This is a genomic window from Salinimicrobium sp. TIG7-5_MAKvit (assembly GCF_049569215.1).
Classification (GTDB): domain Bacteria; phylum Bacteroidota; class Bacteroidia; order Flavobacteriales; family Flavobacteriaceae; genus Salinimicrobium; species Salinimicrobium profundisediminis.
Map to the genome: position 1 here is coordinate 3195391 of NZ_CP145903.1, position 19432 is coordinate 3214822.

A 19432-nucleotide genomic window follows, 5' to 3' on the forward strand; every position below is an offset into this window, starting at 1 on the left:
AATCTTTTAATTAGAGCTTCAGGAATTTCTTGATTGAACCAAAGGTCCCTGACTTCTCCGTAAGAAATTTTTCAAGCAATTCATTTTCATAGTTGCGGGTTGTTCCAAAGCGGGGTCTTAAAAATGCCATTTTTGGATCCTGATCAAAAATTGAAAGTAAGAATTTTTCCAGGGTCTCCTCCTTCAGGTTTTCAGGGATTTCATTTTCGGGAAAGGGAGGTTCATTTAACATTTGAAGCGCCAGCTCATCATTTTGATCAATTTCTTTCACCCTCTCAATCACCTCTTCAAAAGTTTTAAATTCATGACAGTTAATCAGAGATTTCGGATTAAAATCTTTGGCCACCTCAGGATTTCCCCAGTAAATGGGAATTGTATTGGTGATATAGGCATGCATTAATTTTTCTGTAGTATAGCCGGGAGAGGAAGAATTTTCAAAAGCTATGGAAAATTTACATTTAGATTGAAATTTCAGTTTCGAATACATCCAGTCTTTGGTAAATCTTCCTCCAATATCCATGGTAGCATTATTGAGATGCCTGCCTGGAGAATGGACTTTCCGGTAATTGCTTAGGAGATAGAAGAACTCATCTCTCATAGGGTCTGCCTGGGAATTGGAATAAATAAAGTTGCAAAAATATTCTTTCTTTTCAACGTCTTCTATTGTAAATGATCTTGGCTTCAGGAGCTCTTCAAACTGGTCGGGGATAAGAGCAAAATTCGGATATCTTAAGTAACGATTTCCGAATTCTAAGTGGCTAAAGCCAAGTGCGTAATCACAAAGATTAAAGTCGGGAACAAGATTTTCACCCGTATAAAATATTTTTACCGGATTAGGATATTTTAAAAAATCATGGCCATAACAAGAATAAATGAGGAAGTCGGGATTCTCAGGATCAAGAACAAGTTCGTAGTGCCGACTTAAAATTTCATACAAATAATTATTGGCGGGATCAAAGCCTTTATAGAAATCGGTGAACCAGATTTTTACAGGCTTTGGTGTTGAATTCTCCACCTTCGCATTTTTATTAGTCATTACCATAACAACCAGTGTTTATAATCAATACCTGTACATTTCTCTTCTCCCATTCTCATCCCCAAATAATTTCCGGGTCCTGAGCTGAAGGTGCCAATAAAATGTTCAGAAGAAGCACATATTTCAATACTGGTTAAAAGCTTCAACAATCTTAGATATTTTTCCTTTTTGCTGAGTTTAAGAAATTCATTGTGTACATATCCTTCTTCTGAGGGATGACATAAAGTAATGAAATTCCAGTCGGGATAATTTTTTTTAAGAGACAGCATGAGCTTGTAGTCATCAGTCAGAACAAATATATTTTGAGATATGGATAGTCTTTCTGCCTCTTCCATATAAACCTCAAAATCATAGATCTTTTTTTCCTTTGTTTTATCTCCGGCCCGAATATGCATGCTTATATATGTTTTAGGTACAGAAGCCGAAGCTTTGAATTCTTCAATATAAGTTGCAGCAGGTTCATTATAGCGCCAAATCATATTTATTATTGTCTGAGCTGCACGCGGAAGAACTTCATTATTTATACCGAGTTCAGGAATATTAAAAATTTCTTTTTCGAATTCCCTGCAGCGAAATTTATCCCAGACATCCTGGGTTAAATATTGGTTTCCTGAAACAATTCTCAAAAGAGCGGGAGGAAAGGGGTTGGCTTCTTCCATCTGATAAGCTCTTCTGTTATACCTGCTGTGTAGATAGAATTCAGTTTCCTGACAAAAAGCTAAGAAGAAATCCTGCCAGCCTTTTTTATAGGCTAAATTTCCTCTTTTTGAATATAATCTAAATTTAATCCCGTTCTGTAAGCAGTAAAGAATGGCAAAAACCATATTATTGAATTCAGAAAAGAACCCGGCATTGGCTCCAAAATGAAAGGTGAGTTTCTCTTCAAATGAATTGTTTAACTCCTTATACCTGTGTAATTTTTTGATGTTATTAAAGGCTTTCAATTGCTGATAATAGTTTGTCAAAATTAGGATTAATATGGAATATTTTCCTTTTAAAACCCGCTTTTGTCTTTTTTCAGGAAATAAGTTTTACTTTCGCTTTATCTTCTAAAGACAACCAACTAATTCAATGGCATTAAGAAAGGTCGTTACTTCGGGACTGGTATGGACTTTTACGCAGCAATTCGGGAACCAGGTCATTGGGTTTGTTATCTCACTAATCTTAGCCCGGTTATTACTTCCTGAAGAATTTGGGTTAATTGCCATGATCGCTGTTTTTGTTGCTGTTGGGAATGGTCTTATGGACAGTGGATTGAGTCTCTCCATCATTCGTGATACCGAAGCGGGTGACAGGGATTTTTCTACTGTTTTTATCTTTAATGTACTTGCAGGTACCCTAATTTATCTTATAATATTTGCCGGAGCTCCCTTTATTGCTCAATTTTATGATCAGGAAATACTCACAAACATTATCAGGGTATATTGTTTAACTTTTATTCTTTCTGCGGCCACTTCCGTTCATATTGCTTTGTTTACACGAAACATGAATTTTAAAGTGCAGACTCTTACTGCTATTCCTGCGGCAGTAATAAGTGGAGCTCTAGGAATCTTACTAGCCATTAAAGGATATGGAGTATGGAGCCTTGTCTATAGCAGTTTGTTGAATTCTATACTTAATTTTGTACTTATCTGGAAATATTCAAGTTGGTTTCCTTCTCGAATTTTTGATAAAAATCTTTTTTATAAACACTGGAGTTATGGATATAAGCTTGGACTGGCTAATTTGCTTAACAGAATTTTCAACAACCTGTATTTAGTAGTAATAGGGAAATATTTTTCTCCGGCTTTATTGGGTTTCTACAGCCGTGCAGAAAGTACTAAACAATTACCGCTAAGCAATATAGAGAGAGCTCTCAACAAGGTTAGTTTCCCCATGTTCGTAGGGATAAAGGATGAACCGGAACGCCTAAAAAGTGTTTTTAGAAAACTTTTGAAGATGGTTTTATATATAGTGAGTCCGGTTTTGATGATTAGTGCTGCACTAGCAGATCCCCTGTTCAGATTTCTTTTTACTGAAAAGTGGCTACCGGCAGTTCCTTATTTTCAGATCTTATGTTTAGGTGGATTACTCTTACCTCTTCATAGTTATAATTTAAGTTTATTAAATATTTATGGGAGAAGTGATCTTTTTCTGAAGTTGGAGATTGTAAAGAAAATTCTCATTCTTTTTTCCCTGTTATTAATCATACCATTTGGAATATATGGTTTGCTATGGGGGCAGGTTGTTCTTTCGGTACTGGCATTTGTGATAAATGCTTATTATACCCAAAGATTTATTACTTATCCTTTGCGTTCCCAATTATTAGATGTTTTCCCCATTTATTTAATAACTTTTTTTAGTGCTACTATTGTTTGGCTGGGGGACCAGAAGCTTTTCTCTGAATTTCCAGATTTTATCCGGTTACTAACAGGAGGAATTGTGGGCTTTGGGGGGTATTTTATATTATCGATTTTTGGCAGGTTTGAACAATTACCGCAACTAATAGATCTACTCAGGGATAGATTGGAAAAAAAAATATAATACTCTCTTTAAGATTTCAGACATTGCTCAAAATTCATCATTACATTTTAAAAGATCTTAATCAGAAGGTATGATCAACGTCACCAAAACTTTTCTTCCTCCAATTGAGGAGTATCAAAAATACCTGGAGCAGATCTGGAATTCCAATCAGATCGCGAACGGCGGAAAACTGTGGTATGAGTTACAGGCAAAGCTTAAAGATTATCTGGATTCGCCAGACCTTATTCTTACCGCCAATGGTACCTTACCTCTGCAGATCGCTTTAAAAGTGCTGGCAGGAAACGGAGAGGTGATCACCACTCCTTTCAGTTATGTAGCCACAACCGCCGCTATCGTGTGGGAGAATTGTACCCCGGTATTCGTTGATATTCATCCCGAATATCTCACCATAGATGAAACTAAGATTGAAGCTGCCATTACAGAAAAAAACACAGCCATCCTGGCAACCCATGTATTCGGCAATCCATGTAACGTGGAGGAGATCGATAGGATAGCAAAGAAACACGGGCTGAAAGTAATCTATGATGCCGCCCATTGTTTTGGAGTAAAGTATAAAGGCCAGTCGATCTTTAATTTTGGAGATGTAAGCACCTGTAGCTTCCATGCTACCAAGATCTTCCACACCGGGGAAGGAGGAGCTATGTTTTGCAAAGATCCTGAACTTTATGAGGAACTATTTTACAAACATAACTTTGGAAACAAAAGCGCGACGGAGTTTTCAGGATTGGGAATTAATGCAAAAATGAGTGAGCTAAAGTCTGCAATGGGATTAGCGGTTTTACCCTATGTAGATTTCGATATTAAGCCAAGAAAAAAGATTTATGACTTTTACCAGGAAGCTCTTAAAGAATCTCAGCTTAACATGATCAAACTTCGGGGTGGTGTAGAATGGAATTACAGCTATTTTCCGGTAATTTTTTCTGATAAAAAGCATCTTTTAAAAACACAGAAGATTCTGAATGAAAAAGTAATCTTTCCAAGACGTTATTTTTATCCCTCTCTCAATTCTTTATCATACATTCAAGGAAAAAAATTGGAAATTTCAGAATCTATTTCCCATAGAATTCTTTGTCTTACTTTTTATGCAGATTTGAATCCAGCACAGTTAAAAGAAATCCGCACCACGTTAATTGCTTCTGAATAATTACAATTGAGAATGAAAACTTTTGAAATTTTAAATGTAAAGCAGAAGAGGCTTTTTGTTTATTTATCTCTATTCCTGGCAATTTCCTTTTTCTTCGCAGCTACCTTTTTCGGACTCGATTTTACGGATAGTTTCTATCACCTGAATCAGGCGCTTTATCCTGCCGGAGACAAACATCTCTATCCTTTTCTGGGCAGTTCTCTGATCATAAGAGAGATTGTAGAGTTGCTGGGTCCTGAAATCATTTTTTTACGGCTGACGAATTCCTTTTTTCTTTTAATCTCATTCCTCCTTCCATTCCTCATTTTGAAGCCACAGCTTTCCAGAAATAAAATTCTGTTCTATCTGGCATGCGGTTTAATTTTATTTCTTCCATTTAACGTTAACATTCTGGGCTACGACACCTTCAGCATTTTTTTTCTGTCGCTGATCTTTACTATTTCTATTAATCACCTAAAAACCCCACAGTTTTCCAAACTCCTTTTCCTGTCCCTTCTTTGTGCAGCCGCTGTATTAATAAGGCTACCTAATATTCTGGTCTTACCCATTATTTTTTTCTGGTTTCTTTTTTTTAGGAAGGCTTTTCCAAAGACTTTGTTGTACCGCCGGCAGGAGGTGATATTTCTATTGCTATCACTTCTGGTAATAACTTTACGTTATGCTCTGTATTACGAGAGCTGGAATTCATTTGTGAGTGCTTCAGCTAGCGCAGATTCACATGTTTTTACAGAACTCCTTCAAAATTATCTCCGGGATGGAATTCAGTTGTTCTTTTTCCTCAGTTTCATTCTCATTAGCTATTTCCTGTTCCAAATTATATGGGGAAGGATTTCAAAAATCTTCACATATTTCTTGCTCATAATTATCCTGCTGATCTTTATGAGTATTTACCTTCTTCCCACTAAATACCTTTTTAACTATTCTCTTTTCATTTTTGCAGTCGTTTTGTCCTATACAGGAATTCAAATATACCATTGGAAGAAACAACCGGCATTGCAACCTAAGATATTTGTTCTGTACTTTCTTTTTTTATTCATCAATCTCTTTGGATCAAACACCGGACTTTTGAAAGGCTATTCATTGTTTGTATTGTTCCCATTCGTTTTTAGTATGGGCCATTCAGTAGGTAAAACATACTGGTCAATACTGCTCCTCGTCCTGATCCCGTTTTCCCTTGTAAATAAACTTTATGGGGTATATGAGGATAAGAATTTACTCTCACTTAATGCAGTTCCCAAGCACAAGTTGCTTTCTCCAATTCGCACTAGTAAATCAAGATCGCAATATTTAAACGCAATAGATGCCGAAGTGAAAGAACTAAGAAAAAGGAATATCAAAGTTTATTTCTATGGGGACAAGAGTCATGCTTTTCAATATTTATATCCTGAGAATTCCTTTGGAATTGCATCCTTTTTTCAACCTGTTGATAATATAGAATTCATTTCACATATTCAGGAAGCTCTTTCATTATATAAAGGCCAAGATATCGCTATTTTTGTAGTAGATTCTTATCCTGGTCTTGATACTGAAGTATTAAGCAGTTTTGAAAAGATGCTTTTGAAGTTGAAATTTGAAAGAAAAGATAGTTTAAAGGCCAAACTTTATGTCAGGAAATATTGATTTTCAATAAAATTGCTTTTCACAGTTCTTTAAGATCATTTTTTCATGCTATTCAATATTAGCTGAGTATATTTGCAGCCTCATAATTATTGGACAGGTTTGAATAAAAATTTAAAGATTGCAATTGAAGCAGCGCTAGCTGCGGGAAAAGTCATCATGGAGATATATGAAAGTGAGAATTTTGAAATCCAGGCCAAAGAAGATAATTCCCCTCTGACAATTGCAGATAAAAGGGCGAGTGAGGTTATTAATGAATTTCTGCTTTCCACCAATATTCCCCTGATCAGTGAGGAGAATAAACAAATTGACTATAGGGTTAGGAAACAGTGGGAAGAATGCTGGATCGTAGATCCATTAGACGGGACCAAGGAATTTATCAAAAGAAATGGGGAGTTTACTGTAAACATTGCCCTCGTTTCCCTTGGAAAACCAAGATTGGGGGTGATCTTCGCACCTGCTCTTAACAGTCTGTATTTTGCAGATGTTTCAGAAAATAAAGCATTTAAAGTTTCTCTTACCACGGATGATCTTAATATTGATGATATTTTAGACAAAGCTGAGGAAATTTTGCCTTCCGGTCATGAAGATTGTATAAGAGTAGTGGGTAGCAGATCCCACATGAATGACGACACCCTGGAATATATTGAGGAATTGAAAAAAAAATATGGAAAGGGGATCGAAGTGGTCTCCAAAGGGAGCTCCTTAAAATTTTGTTTGGTTGCAGAAGGGAAAGCCCAGGTTTATCCTCGCTTTGCCCCTACCATGGAATGGGATACTGCTGCGGGACAGGCAATATGTGAGGCAGTAGGATTGAATTGTATTTCCCGGGAAACGGGAAGAACAATGACTTACAATCGTGAAGATCTTTTAAACGGTCATTTCTTTGTGTCTCATGAAGGATAGTTCTCATAAAAGACATATTGCCAAAGCTGTAACCTGGAGGATAGTAGGAACTATTGACACCATCCTTCTCTCCTGGTTTATTTCTGGTAATCCTTTTACTGGTCTTAAGATCGGCTTCGCAGAGGTAATAACAAAAATGGCCCTATATTATTTTCATGAAAGGATATGGTTTAGAGTGAAATTGGGGGTGAAAAGGAATGGAGATGACAGTAAGAAAAGACATCTCGCAAAAACAATTTCCTGGAGAGCTGTAGGAACACTCGATACCATGCTATTGGCCTGGATCATTACGGGGGATCCGGTTACCGGTTTACAAATTGGTTTTGCAGAGGTAGTAACTAAAATGATCTTTTATTACCTTCATGAAAGAACGTGGTATAAGATCGACTTTGGACTTCCCAATCGCAGAGAAAGAGATAAAGAAGTAGCAGAAGTTACAGAAGGCTAAAGGACGTGGTGACAGGGAGACTGGGTGACTCGGAGATTTGGTGACACGGGGATTAGGAAACTAAAATGGATCATGGGGAAGAGGGGTATAGGAGAGGATTAAAATGCTCAGAAGCTCTTGTAACAACAATAGTGTATAATGAAATCAACCAATTCGTTATTTAAAGTCAAAAGATCTCGAATTAACGAATTAACGAATTAACGAAAAAAATGTCCCCCAATATAACCAAACACGATTACCATATTTCCCGGGAAGAACGTAACCGGCAGAATGATCATAATTCCTTCGTGATCTGGTTCACAGGTCTTTCCGGATCAGGAAAATCTACTATTGCCAATCAATTAGAAAAAGAACTATTCAAAAGCGGGATCAGGACGTATTCCCTTGATGGGGATAATGTACGAAGTGGCCTGAATAAAGGCTTGACTTTCTCTCTTGAGGATCGGAAGGAAAACAATAGGAGAATTGCCGAAGTGGCCAAACTTTTTATGGATGCCGGGATGGTTCCTATTACCGCCTTTATTTCTCCATTAAGAGAGGATCGCGAAGAGGCTAAAAATGTTATTGGGCAGGATAATTTCATAGAGATCTTTGTAAACACACCTCTGGAGATCTGTGAAGAGAGAGATGTTAAGGGTCTTTACAAGAAAGCGAGAGCGGGGGAAATTAAAAATTTTACGGGCATCAGTTCTCCCTATGAAGCTCCCGAAGATCCTGCCATTGAGATAAGAACAGAGGAGGAAACCGTGGAGGAGTCAGTAAAAAGGATAATTAAAGTTTTAAAGGAAAAATTGAAATACAATGAGTAAATATTATTTGAATTACCTGGATGAGTTGGAATCTGAGGCCATTTACATCCTTCGGGAAGTTTGGGCTCAATTTGAAAACCCTGTCATTCTTTTTTCCGGAGGTAAGGATTCGATACTCGTTACCCATTTAGCTAAAAAGGCGTTTTTTCCGTCAAAAATTCCTTTTGCACTTATGCATGTGGATACCGGACATAATTTTCCGGAAACAATTAAATTCAGGGATGACCTAATTGAAGAATTAGGAGTGAAGTTGATTGTGGGTTCGGTACAGGAATCGATTAATAATGGTCGCGTAGCAGAGGAAAAAGGTAAAAATGCAACGCGGAATGCACTACAGATCACTACACTTCTTGATGCAATTGAAGAAAACAGGGTTGACTGTGCAATTGGGGGAGGTAGAAGAGACGAGGAAAAGGCCCGTGCCAAGGAAAGATTTTTTTCTCACCGGGATGACTTTGGACAGTGGGATCCAAAGAACCAACGTCCGGAGTTGTGGAATCTCCTGAACGGAAAACATTTTGAAGGGGAGCATTTCAGGGCTTTTCCAATTAGTAACTGGACAGAAATGGACGTTTGGAATTACATTAAAAGAGAAAATATTAAAATTCCATCTTTGTACTACGCTCATGAAAGGGAAGTGGTATTCAGAAGCAACTCATGGATCCCGGTTTCTGAATATTCGAGACTGGAAGAAGGAGAGAAAATAGAGAAGAAAAAAATTCGTTTCAGAACTTTAGGTGATATCACTATCACTGGTGGAATAGAGTCAGATGCAGATTCCCTGGAAAAGATCGTACAGGAAGTTTCTGCTATGCGGAAGACAGAAAGAGGGGATAGGAGTGATGATAAAAGAAGCGAGACGGCTATGGAAGATAGAAAGAAACAAGGATATTTTTAGAAAGTATAATGATGGAGATCAATAACAACCAATTACTACGTTTTACAACTGCAGGAAGTGTTGACGACGGTAAAAGTACATTAATAGGTCGCCTGCTTTATGATTCAAAATCCATTTTTGAGGACCAGCTGGAGTCCGTAAGTGCTACAAGTGCAAAAAAAGGTCATGATGGAGTTGATCTGGCCCTCTTTACGGATGGTTTGAAAGATGAAAGGGAGCAGGGTATAACTATAGATGTTGCTTACCGGTATTTCACCACTCCTAAACGTAAATTCATAATTGCAGATACCCCGGGGCATATTCAATATACACGAAATATGGTTACCGGTGCATCTACTGCAAATGCAGCAGTGATCCTGATAGATGCCCGGCACGGGGTTATCGAGCAAACTAAAAGACATTCTTTTCTTGCTTCCTTATTGAATATTCCCCATTTAATTGTGTGTATTAATAAAATGGATTTGGTAGATTACTCTGAAGAGGTTTATAATGATATTATTGGGCAGTTCGAAGAGTTTTCCTCCAAGCTACTTATGAAGGATGTGAGATTCATTCCTATTAGTGCTCTTAACGGAGACAACGTAGTAAAACGATCAGAAAATATGGCCTGGTATGAGAATGGGACCTTTTTAAGCATCCTTGAAAATCTTCATATCAGCAGTGATATTAATAAGATTGATGCGCGTTTTCCGGTACAAACGGTATTACGACCGCAGAGTGAGAGTTATAGGGATTACAGGGGGTATGCCGGAAGGATTACAAGTGGTATTTATCGAACTGGAGATGAAGTAGCGGTACTGCCATCAGGATTCACTTCCAAGATTAGATCGATAAATACAGGGGAGAAGGAAGTTGAAGAAGCTTACGCCCCAATGTCTGTAGCAATAACACTTGAGGATGATATTGATGTAAGTAGGGGAGATATGATCGTAAAGAAGAATAATCAGCCGGAGCAGGAACAGGAATTTGATGTGATGCTTTGCTGGTTGAATAATGAGGCCATTAAACCTCGTGCAACGTACACTATATTGCATACTTCCAATGAAGAACGTGCGATGATCAAAGAGGTAGTATATAAGATGGATATAAATTCCTTGGAACGAGATAGTGAAGATAAGGATCTGACCATGAATGATATTGCCCGGGTGAAAATTAGAACTACCCGTAGATTGATGTTGGACTCTTATAGAGATAACCGGCTTACTGGGAGTATTATTCTTATTGATGAAAGTACCAATGAAACTGTTGCAGCGGGAATGGTTATTTAAATTATGAAGAAGAAGAAAATATTAATTACAGGTGCAGCCGGTTTTATAGGTTTTCATTTATCAAGGGTTCTGGTGCAAGCAGGTTATGAAGTGGTTGGTATTGATAATATCAACTCCTATTATGACGTAAATCTGAAATTTGATCGCTTAGCTGAACTGGGTATTGATAAAGCTGAAGCCGAAATTTACAATAACGAAGCTGTAAGCACTAAATATCCCGGTTTTAAATTTTTGCGTTTAAATCTGGAAGATAGAGAGCAACTCCCAAAACTGTTTGCAAAGTACAATTTTAAAAAGGTGTGTAATCTTGCTGCACAGGCAGGGGTGCGATATAGTTTAAAAAATCCCGAATCGTATATAGACAGCAATATCGTAGGCTTTCTGAATTTATTGGAATGCTGCCGGCATCACGATATTAAACATCTGGTATATGCCAGTAGTTCCAGCGTGTACGGTCAAAACGAAAAAATACCGTTTTCTACGGAAGACAATGTAGATCACCCCATAAGTTTATATGCGGCCACTAAAAAAAGCAACGAATTGATGGCCTATACCTATAGCCATTTATACGGATTTAAAACTACCGGACTCAGATTTTTCACAGTTTATGGCCCCTGGGGGCGCCCCGATATGGCCATGTTCCTGTTTACCGATGCCATTGTGAATAACAGGCCTATTAAAGTTTTCAATAATGGCAATTTAGAGAGAGATTTTACCTATATAGATGATATCGTAGCGGGCGTTTTTAAAATTCTTGATAGTAAAGCTGCAGCATCTTCCGATAATTACTCCCTTTACAATATTGGCAACAGTAAACCGGTGAAGTTGATGGATTTTATTACCGAGATCGAGAAACAGCTCGGTGTGGAGGCAAAGAAAGAAATGTTACCCATGCAACCCGGGGATGTTAGCAGAACCTGGGCAGATGTCGATTCTTTTAAAAAAGTATACCATTATGAGCCTGAAACGCCGGTATCAGAGGGAGTAAGAGAATTTTTAAATTGGTATAAAAAATATTATAAATAATTGTTTTTTGAAAAATATTAATTACAGGAGGGGCAGGATTTATTGGTTCGCACGTGGTTAGATTGTTTGTTATCAACTATCCGGAATACCATATATATAACCTTGATATGTTGACCTATGCGGGCAATTTAGAGAATTTAAAAGATCTGGAAAATTTCAAAAATTACCATTTCATTAGGGCTGATATTAATGATGAAAAAGAAATTAATAGGCTATTCGCTAAGTACAGGTTCGATAAAATAATTCATTTAGCGGCAGAATCTCATGTGGATAGATCTATTACAGATCCATTAGCATTTGTAAAAACAAACGTTATTGGTACAATGAATTTACTAAACGCCGCCAAAAATAACTGGCCTGAAGATTTTAAAGATAATTTATTTTATCATATAAGTACAGACGAGGTGTATGGAAGCCTTGGTGAAACTGGATTGTTTACAGAAACCACAGCTTATGATCCCAATTCTCCCTATTCGGCTTCTAAAGCAAGTAGCGATCATTTTGTAAGGGCTTATGGGGAAACTTACAATATACCTTATATAATAACCAATTGTTCCAATAATTATGGCCCCAATCAATTTCCTGAAAAACTGATCCCATTATTTATCAACAATATTATAGAAGAAAAAAAATTACCTGTTTATGGTGATGGTAAATATACCAGAGACTGGCTTTATGTAAAAGATCATGCGGTGGCCATAGATTTAACGTTCCATAAAGGAAAAAATTATTGCACTTATAATATCGGGGGCTTTAACGAATGGCAGAATATAGATCTTGTAAAACTTTTATGTGATCTAATGGATGATAAACTTGATCGTAAAAAAGGAACTTCTAAAGCATTGATCACTTATATTAAAGATAGGCCGGGGCATGACAAAAGGTATGCTATAGATGCCAACAAGATTAAAAAAGAATTAGGCTGGAAGCCATCCGTAACATTTGAGGAAGGCTTGGAACAAACTATTGATTGGTATCTGGCAAATAAAAAATGGTTAAACAATGTAACCTCAGGAGATTATCAAAATTATTATACCACTCACTATAACAGTTAGTAGAGGAATTATTATAAAATTATTTCACTAAATATTAAAATGATTTTATTTAGTAATGGTTGGTGTTTATAAACTTTTCTTATTAAATAAACCGGAAAAATTAGAATTTAATATTCTTTTCTGTATATGCTTTTAGGTGATAATTTTAAATATTTGAAAAGAGATTGGACAATGTCCAGTAAGGTCATATAAAAGTTATAATGTCAAGTTGAGCGAAGTCGAAACGTTTTTGGCTTACACTTCGACTGAGCTCAGGCTGCCAAAACCTCCATTAGCAAAACAACCGGATATAAAAAAATGATAAAATGGTGAAAAATATAAATTCTATCCTCTGTTATTTAAAATTCACAAATTTTAACCAGTGGCTGTTGTGGTAGGAAAAAGTAGGATATTTTCTGGAATGATCTGGACTACCATTCAAACACTAGTGAATAGATCATTGGGTTTTTTGGTTAAACTCGTTTTAGCAAGATTGCTGTTTCCGGAAGATTTTGGTGTAGTGGGTATGGCTGCCGTATTTATTAGTTTTATAAATGTATTTAACGATTTAGGAATAGGAGCTGCTTTAATCCAAAGAAAAAAAGAAAAACTTAGGGAAGCCCATTATCATACCGCTTTTTGGAGCGGAATAGTATGGTCTATCCTCGTTTTTTTAATTGTAAGCTTTTTGATTGGCCCACTAGCGGCGTGGTTTTATGATGTTAGCATCTTAAAGCTAATTGTTCCAGCACTTAGTTTGAGTATACTGGTTAGCCCGATAAACCTCGTGCAAAAGGCACAGCTTACCAGAGATTTAAAGTTTAAAAAACTAGCATACATAAGTAACCTTAGTAGCTTTTTAGCGGCAATTATAGCTCTTATAATGGCTTTTACTGGCTTCGGGGTTTGGGCAATAGTAGCTAATGCAGTAGCCACAAATATTATAGCAGTTCCATTTTATTTTATGGTATCTAAATATATACCAAAACTAGCATGGGATAAAACCTGTTTCCAGGAAATTTTTGGATTTGGTATCTATACAACAGCAAACAGTTTATTTGGAAAGATAACTTCTAATATAGATTATTTAATAGTTGGAAAATTACTTGGAGCTGCATCGTTGGGTATTTATACGTTTGCTTTTATCTTTACCGATGTTTTTCGCAGTCAGTTAATGAATATTGTGAAAAGTGTCATGTTTCCTGTCTTTTCGCAACTTCAAAACGATCCTAAAATTTTAAAAAATTATTACCTTAAGGTTGTTAAAATAAATGGATTATTGGTGAACCCAGTTATGTTCGGAATGATTCTTTTTTCAGATCCCCTCATCCCTTATTTTTTTGGTGAAAAATGGATCAACTCTATTGAACTTATCAATATATTATCTTTAGGCGTCATCGTACATATGCTTGTTAATAGTAATTCGGCATTATTTCAGGCAAAAGGAAAAGTGAGGGCTCAATTGTTTATAAATATTTTTCAAACCCTATTCTTTTTTGTTCCTGCAATTGTGATAGGAACCTATTTATTTGATATGGTAGGAACCGCTTATGGTTTTCTAATCGCAAAAATCTTATCAGTTATTTTTATTTTAATTATGCTTGAAAAACTACTCGCTATAAAAGCATGGTCCGTTTTAAAAGTTTCCTCAATACCATTATTGATTAGTTTAATATCTTTTACTTTAGTTTATTTTCTGAAAAGTTATATTTTCCCAGTTTACTTAGCTATTCCGACTTATGCTTTAAGTGTTCTAGTTTTTAGTTATCTGCTTGAGAAAGACAATGTGATGTTTTTAGTAAATAAAGTATTAAAAAGAAACGATAAGGAGTAATTGTAAAAATAAAATGAAAGAAAATATTAAAAATTTTTTATATCGTATTTTAAAATTTATTAAAGACAGAGAAGACTATTTTCTGACTAGATATTATCAAGAAAAATTCAATGATTTATCCAAAATGCACAAGAATATCTATGTAAATGGAAAATTTAAAATAACTGAATTTTCTGGTCTAATTTTAGGTGATAATATACACTTGGGAGAAAATTTATATATAGACTCTAAAGGAGGTGTTAGTATTGGCGATCACACCCATATTAGCAGAAACGTAACGATTTACTCAACGAACCATAATTATGAGGGAGCTAGTTTACCTTATGATTCGACCTTAATAGCAAAGCCTGTACATATTGGAAGATATGTTTGGATTGGTAGAAATGTAAATATATTACCCGGAGTAAATATTGAAGATGGAGCTATTATTGCAACGGGAACTACAGTAACTAAAAATGTATCGAAGGGGGAAATCGTAGCTTCTTCTAAACAGTTACATATAGGTACCCGAAATATGGAGAATATGATTGAATTAGAAAAAGAATATTCTTTTAGTGCAGCATCAGGTTCTCCAATTAAATCAGATAATTTAGAATTAAAAAAGAATATTGAAACAAATATAACTTTTGTTTTATCTACTGGCAGAGCTGGATCTAAAACAATCGTAGATTACCTGAATAAAAATAATGAAGTTTCGGCATTTCACGAAGCGTTTTATATTTTTTTAAAATTTCTAAGCCTGGAATATATAGCCCATAAGATAACGGAAGATGAGGCGAGTGCCAAACTTTATTATTTTATCGAAAATTTTTATAAAGGTGAAAGTTCAATTGTTGTTCATTCAGATCAAAAGTTAGTTCCGTTTGTTAAAATTTTACAAAACTTATATCCTAAAGCTAAGTTTATTTGGCTTATTAGACATCCAAAGTCTTTTATGAAATCTGCCGTGTCCCGTGGCTGGTTTGATAATGATGATGCGATTGAATTTAATTCCTCCTATTTATTGGTTAAGGAGCATAGGTCGCATGGGCTGCGAATTAATGGCATTATCGCCGGTGAATTCGCATCAGAAAAATGGAATGAATTAGATGTTTACCAAAAAAATCTTTGGTATTGGAATTATTGGAATAATATGATTTATGAACAATTTCAGGAAATTCCCTCTAAAAATAAACTAATGATCAAATTAGAGGAATTCAATGAAAATCTTATAAACATTCATAATTTTTTAGATATTAAAGAAAATCCAAAACAAGTCGTTCAAAGCAATAAGGTTAAGGGCAGAGACAAAGCCAGGTATCTTGATTTGGAAACAAAGACTGAAGCTCTATTTCAGAAAAATAAGGAGATGGTTATAGAAAATATGAAAATTTGGGGGTATCAAAGTTAAGGAGGTTTATAAGATTTTCGGTATAAACTTTATAAAGGAAATTGAATATCCGGTGTCACTCCATATTATTTGCCATAAATTGAGTAGATAAATTAAGCTTTGTGAATTGAATTTTTATACAAACCGAATAAGCTATTTATGGAAAAATCATGTAGATTGTTATATAGCGAATACATGCAGAATTTTAATACTTAACGAAATATTTGATTAATATAATTGTATCATTTTAAGGCAGTATTTCTACAACATGAAATGAAGTTATAGACAAAGAGCCTATTTTTTTTGATAAAATCTTTCAACAATTGAAGGGAAGTAAGAAATTATATACCATATATAGCATTTATACCTCCAGGGTTTAATTTTAATTGCTTTTTGAAGATACTGTCTGGCAATTTTTAACCTATTGGTGCGCAAAGCCATTACCGCGGCTACAGTATTATAATCAAAATTCATATCGGGATGTTGCTCAAATAATTCTTTATGCTTTTTAAGAGTTGTGGTGCAGCCCTTATATATAGCGTCAAAGTTACTGCGCATTCTTTCTCCTTCATGTAAATGAATAACTACCAAAGGTTTGTTTATAGTAATCACTTTAACATTATGTTTTCGCAAAACTGGTACTAATCGAATTAAGAATTCTGTGTGTAGGCCGGAATTTAACTTCGTATCATATCCCTCTGTTTCTAGAAAAATTTTTCTATTCATTAAAAGACTACCAGACAAAATATTTATACTTATGTTATCAAACATTTTCCCCATATTTTTTGGATAACTCGTTTCTACTATGTTTCCATTATGATCTCGTTTTTCCCATGCACAACTAATTAAATAAGTAGCATCTCCATTAATATGTTTGGCAAATTGCTCCAGCCAGTCCTCCTTAACTTCATCATCACTATCCAGTTGTATGAAATACTCCCCTTTGGCCAGGGAAACCCCTTCATTTCTTTTTTGAGCAGCACCGGTATTTTCACCCTTGAAATACCGTATTCGCGAATCATTATATCTTTCAATTAATTTCTCGGTACCATCTGTAGAACCATCATCCATTAACACTAGTTCCCAATTAGAATAGGTTTGGTTTAGAATGCTTTGAAGCATTCTTGGAAGTAAATCCTCCCTGTTATAGGTAGAGGTGATAATCGAAATCATGAAATATAAATTTTAATAGAAAAATAGATTCAAAATTAGACTTTAATAATTCTCAAAAAATTAACTAGCCTTACTCTTAATTTTTTATATATAGACCACAAAGAAATAAAATTTAAAAACTTAAAACAGTACTTACTAATCATTGTAATTTATACACTAAATCTAAAAGTGAGTAAAAGTTTAGAAATCGCCGTAATTACACTATTATGGCTTTTAAAATAGCGCAAAGATAAATATATTAAAGAAAGTTTTGTCATTTAACTTCGAGATTCAGCACTCAGATTATAAATTGTCTTGAAAACACCTATAGCCCAAATTATTATATTACCAAGTGTAAGCTTCCCTTAAAACCGAACTGTTTAAAAGTATAATAACTCTTAATTTTAAACAGTATGAAAAAAAGTAAATTTTCCCCTCAGCAAATCTCTAAGATCCTCAAAGAATTCGATAACGGTAAAACAGCTGCCGAGATCAGTCGTGAATATGGAATAAGATAGGTGATTATTAAAATAACTCAATTATTCTCTTTTTGAGATAGTATTTTTGAATCCTGTTCCAAAATTCTATGCATCCTGCAAACAATGTAAAGCCGGAAGGCCAACACATTTTCATCCAGCTCTAAGGTTAGGTTTTTCTGTGCTAGCATTTTCTTAATGGAAACCGGCATCAAATCTTTTAATCTGGTTTTCCAAGAGGTGCTATTATTGACTTTTTTCTGAGAGGTTTTCATATTTTCCATCACCGCATTTAAAAAATCTTGAGGGAATATGATCTGCGCATTTGAGCTATTCAATTCTCTCTGTATTTCTGAAACAATATCTGCCCTTCTCAAAATGTCTTTAAAAGATAATTGTGAATGGGATGGACTGGAGTAAGGAATTTGGGGTCCCAGGGGTTGTACAATTTCCCGGAATAATTTCTTATCCCTTCTCAAATTATCCGGTAATTCCCTAACCTGGTACACAATATCTCTCGATAAGAAAGGATTGATTTGTTCGATATAACAATATTTTAAATCGGCTAAAGAAGATTGGATAATGGGTATTCTATATAAATGGAATATCCGGTCTTTCCAGGTATCTAAACTTTCATTTTTCTGCCTTAAAAATTCCTCGGGTAATTTCTGTTCAATAGATTTTATATAAGGGTACTTTTGTAAATTAGAAAAGTCTGAACATTTTGTGATACCCGTAAAATCTTTTACGATAGCCTCAGAATAAATTTTATTATATCCAAAAACTTCATCCCCCCTAATAACACCTTGAACTTCATTGTCATAAAGGGTCTTCCAGATTTTGAAACCGTCCATATAGGACGGAATATGGTCGTTTCGTCCTTCACCATTTTTTAAAAAGAGCGTAAAAATTGCGTGGATGTCTTTAGCTTCTGAATGGCCTTCGGTATTAAAAAAGGTATGGTCAATCTTTAAAGCATTAGCTAATTCTTGAGCTACCGAGGCGTCGCTATTTTTCTTTGAAAGAAATTCAGGTACCCCCCAGGTCACCGTTTTAATTTGTTCTTTTTTATGCCCCGTATGAATTAAAAGGTTCAAAATAGCCCGGCTATCGTATCCACCCGAAAGACTGGTCACCCATTTGGAAAAATCGAGGGGTAGATTTGTAAACACCTTTTCAAGTTTTGCCTTCAATTTTATTTTAAGTTCTTTCTTAGGTGCTGTAGAAGCTTTAAATTTAACTGGGGTTTTCTTTATTCTTATCTTCCATTCTTTTCTATCCAGAGATAATACCGCATCTGCTGGAATCTTTTTAATTCTGGAATCCCAGGATAGTTTAGGCCCTAAGGAACCAGAAGAGATCATCCATGGGATCACACTTTCGTTAAATTTAAATTCTCCCAAATATTGAATGATCGCTCGTTGTGAGGTAGCGGCGATAAATAATCTGCTGTCTTGAAAGTACCAGACAGTACGCGTGGCCAGCACATCAGTCAATATCTCCATTTTTGATGAGTTGACCCTAAAGAGGGCATAATTACCATCGAAACCTGATGAATTAAAATTAGTCCAGTCTTCTGTTTTAAAAAAGGCACCCAAAAGTACATTCCCATCTTTATATTTAATAGTGTTGGTTGGGTTTATAAGAACATAGCTAAGTTTAGCATTGTTATATATAATAGGATCTTTCGAACTTATATTTTTTGGGGATATATTTTTAGCAAGATTGTATAATTTATTTTCTGGCGATTTATCCTTATTTTCGTGCCGGTGTACTATATAGATGAGTTTGGACATATTTTAACGAGTAGAATTCTGTGTGCAGCTATTCTAACAAATCTAATTAATTAAGTTGTAATATTGGTATGTCTTTGCGTTATCTAAGCACTTTGA

16 protein-coding genes and 1 pseudogene are annotated in these 19432 nt (G+C 35.3%); 13 read left to right on the forward strand and 4 right to left on the reverse strand.

Annotated features, from left to right (window positions below):
- Positions 1–10: 10 nt before the first annotated feature.
- Positions 11–1015 carry a glycosyltransferase family 10 domain-containing protein gene (locus V5739_RS14350; RefSeq protein WP_423818718.1) on the reverse strand — a complete coding sequence of 335 codons (1005 nt, stop codon included), beginning with the start codon at positions 1013–1015 and terminating at the stop codon, positions 11–13.
- 20 nt (positions 1016–1035) lie between these two features.
- Positions 1036–2001, reverse strand: a complete 966-nt coding sequence (locus V5739_RS14355) for a hypothetical protein (protein ID WP_423818719.1) — start codon at positions 1999–2001, stop codon at positions 1036–1038.
- Positions 2002–2107: 106 nt separating this feature from the next.
- Here V5739_RS14355 and V5739_RS14360 point away from each other — a divergent pair, with 106 nt between their 5' ends.
- From V5739_RS14360 to V5739_RS14415, 12 genes are all read left to right on the forward strand, one after another.
- The gene (locus V5739_RS14360; RefSeq protein ID WP_423818720.1) at positions 2108–3559 is read left to right on the forward strand and encodes a lipopolysaccharide biosynthesis protein; all 1452 of its coding nucleotides are present in this window, start codon (positions 2108–2110) and stop codon (positions 3557–3559) included.
- A gap of 70 nt (positions 3560–3629) precedes the next feature.
- Positions 3630–4703, forward strand: a complete 1074-nt coding sequence (locus V5739_RS14365; RefSeq protein ID WP_423818721.1) for a DegT/DnrJ/EryC1/StrS family aminotransferase — start codon at positions 3630–3632, stop codon at positions 4701–4703.
- A 1065-nt stretch (positions 4704–5768) separates the two neighbouring features.
- The gene (locus tag V5739_RS14370) at positions 5769–6323 is read left to right on the forward strand and encodes a hypothetical protein (protein WP_423818722.1); all 555 of its coding nucleotides are present in this window, start codon (positions 5769–5771) and stop codon (positions 6321–6323) included.
- 99 nt (positions 6324–6422) lie between these two features.
- Positions 6423–7226, forward strand: a complete 804-nt coding sequence (cysQ, locus tag V5739_RS14375; protein WP_423818723.1) for a 3'(2'),5'-bisphosphate nucleotidase CysQ — start codon at positions 6423–6425, stop codon at positions 7224–7226.
- On the forward strand, positions 7216–7674 hold the full coding sequence (locus tag V5739_RS14380; RefSeq protein ID WP_423818724.1) for a DUF2061 domain-containing protein: 459 nt from the start codon (positions 7216–7218) through the stop codon (positions 7672–7674). The genes cysQ and V5739_RS14380 overlap by 11 nt, the downstream gene beginning before the upstream one ends.
- Positions 7675–7883: 209 nt before the next feature.
- On the forward strand, positions 7884–8483 hold the full coding sequence (cysC, locus tag V5739_RS14385) for an adenylyl-sulfate kinase (RefSeq protein ID WP_423818725.1): 600 nt from the start codon (positions 7884–7886) through the stop codon (positions 8481–8483).
- Complete coding sequence (cysD, locus tag V5739_RS14390; protein WP_423818726.1) at positions 8476–9381, forward strand: sulfate adenylyltransferase subunit CysD; 906 nt, start codon at positions 8476–8478, stop codon at positions 9379–9381. The genes cysC and cysD overlap by 8 nt, the downstream gene beginning before the upstream one ends.
- An 11-nt stretch (positions 9382–9392) precedes the next feature.
- A complete protein-coding gene (locus tag V5739_RS14395; RefSeq protein ID WP_423820493.1) occupies positions 9393–10649 on the forward strand; it encodes a sulfate adenylyltransferase subunit 1 in 1257 nt (418 codons plus the stop codon).
- A 3-nt stretch (positions 10650–10652) separates the two neighbouring features.
- A complete protein-coding gene (locus V5739_RS14400) occupies positions 10653–11675 on the forward strand; it encodes an NAD-dependent epimerase (RefSeq protein WP_423818727.1) in 1023 nt (340 codons plus the stop codon).
- Between the two features lie 14 nt (positions 11676–11689).
- Complete coding sequence (rfbB, locus tag V5739_RS14405; RefSeq protein ID WP_423820494.1) at positions 11690–12730, forward strand: dTDP-glucose 4,6-dehydratase; 1041 nt, start codon at positions 11690–11692, stop codon at positions 12728–12730.
- A gap of 361 nt (positions 12731–13091) precedes the next feature.
- Complete coding sequence (locus V5739_RS14410; RefSeq protein WP_423818728.1) at positions 13092–14543, forward strand: lipopolysaccharide biosynthesis protein; 1452 nt, start codon at positions 13092–13094, stop codon at positions 14541–14543.
- Between the two features lie 13 nt (positions 14544–14556).
- Complete coding sequence (locus V5739_RS14415; protein ID WP_423818729.1) at positions 14557–15933, forward strand: acyltransferase; 1377 nt, start codon at positions 14557–14559, stop codon at positions 15931–15933.
- Between the two features lie 273 nt (positions 15934–16206).
- Here the strand turns inward: V5739_RS14415 and V5739_RS14420 are convergent, their stop codons facing one another.
- On the reverse strand, positions 16207–17085 hold the full coding sequence (locus V5739_RS14420; RefSeq protein ID WP_423818730.1) for a glycosyltransferase family A protein: 879 nt from the start codon (positions 17083–17085) through the stop codon (positions 16207–16209).
- Between the two features lie 392 nt (positions 17086–17477).
- Between V5739_RS14420 and V5739_RS14425 the strand changes: the two are divergent.
- Positions 17478–17576, forward strand: a pseudogene (locus V5739_RS14425) (transposase); the annotation flags it as partial.
- Between the two features lie 23 nt (positions 17577–17599).
- Here V5739_RS14425 and V5739_RS14430 read toward each other — a convergent pair.
- Positions 17600–19336, reverse strand: coding sequence for an asparagine synthase-related protein (locus V5739_RS14430; protein ID WP_423818731.1), 1737 nt, complete (start codon positions 19334–19336; stop codon positions 17600–17602).
- Positions 19337–19432 lie beyond the last annotated feature (96 nt).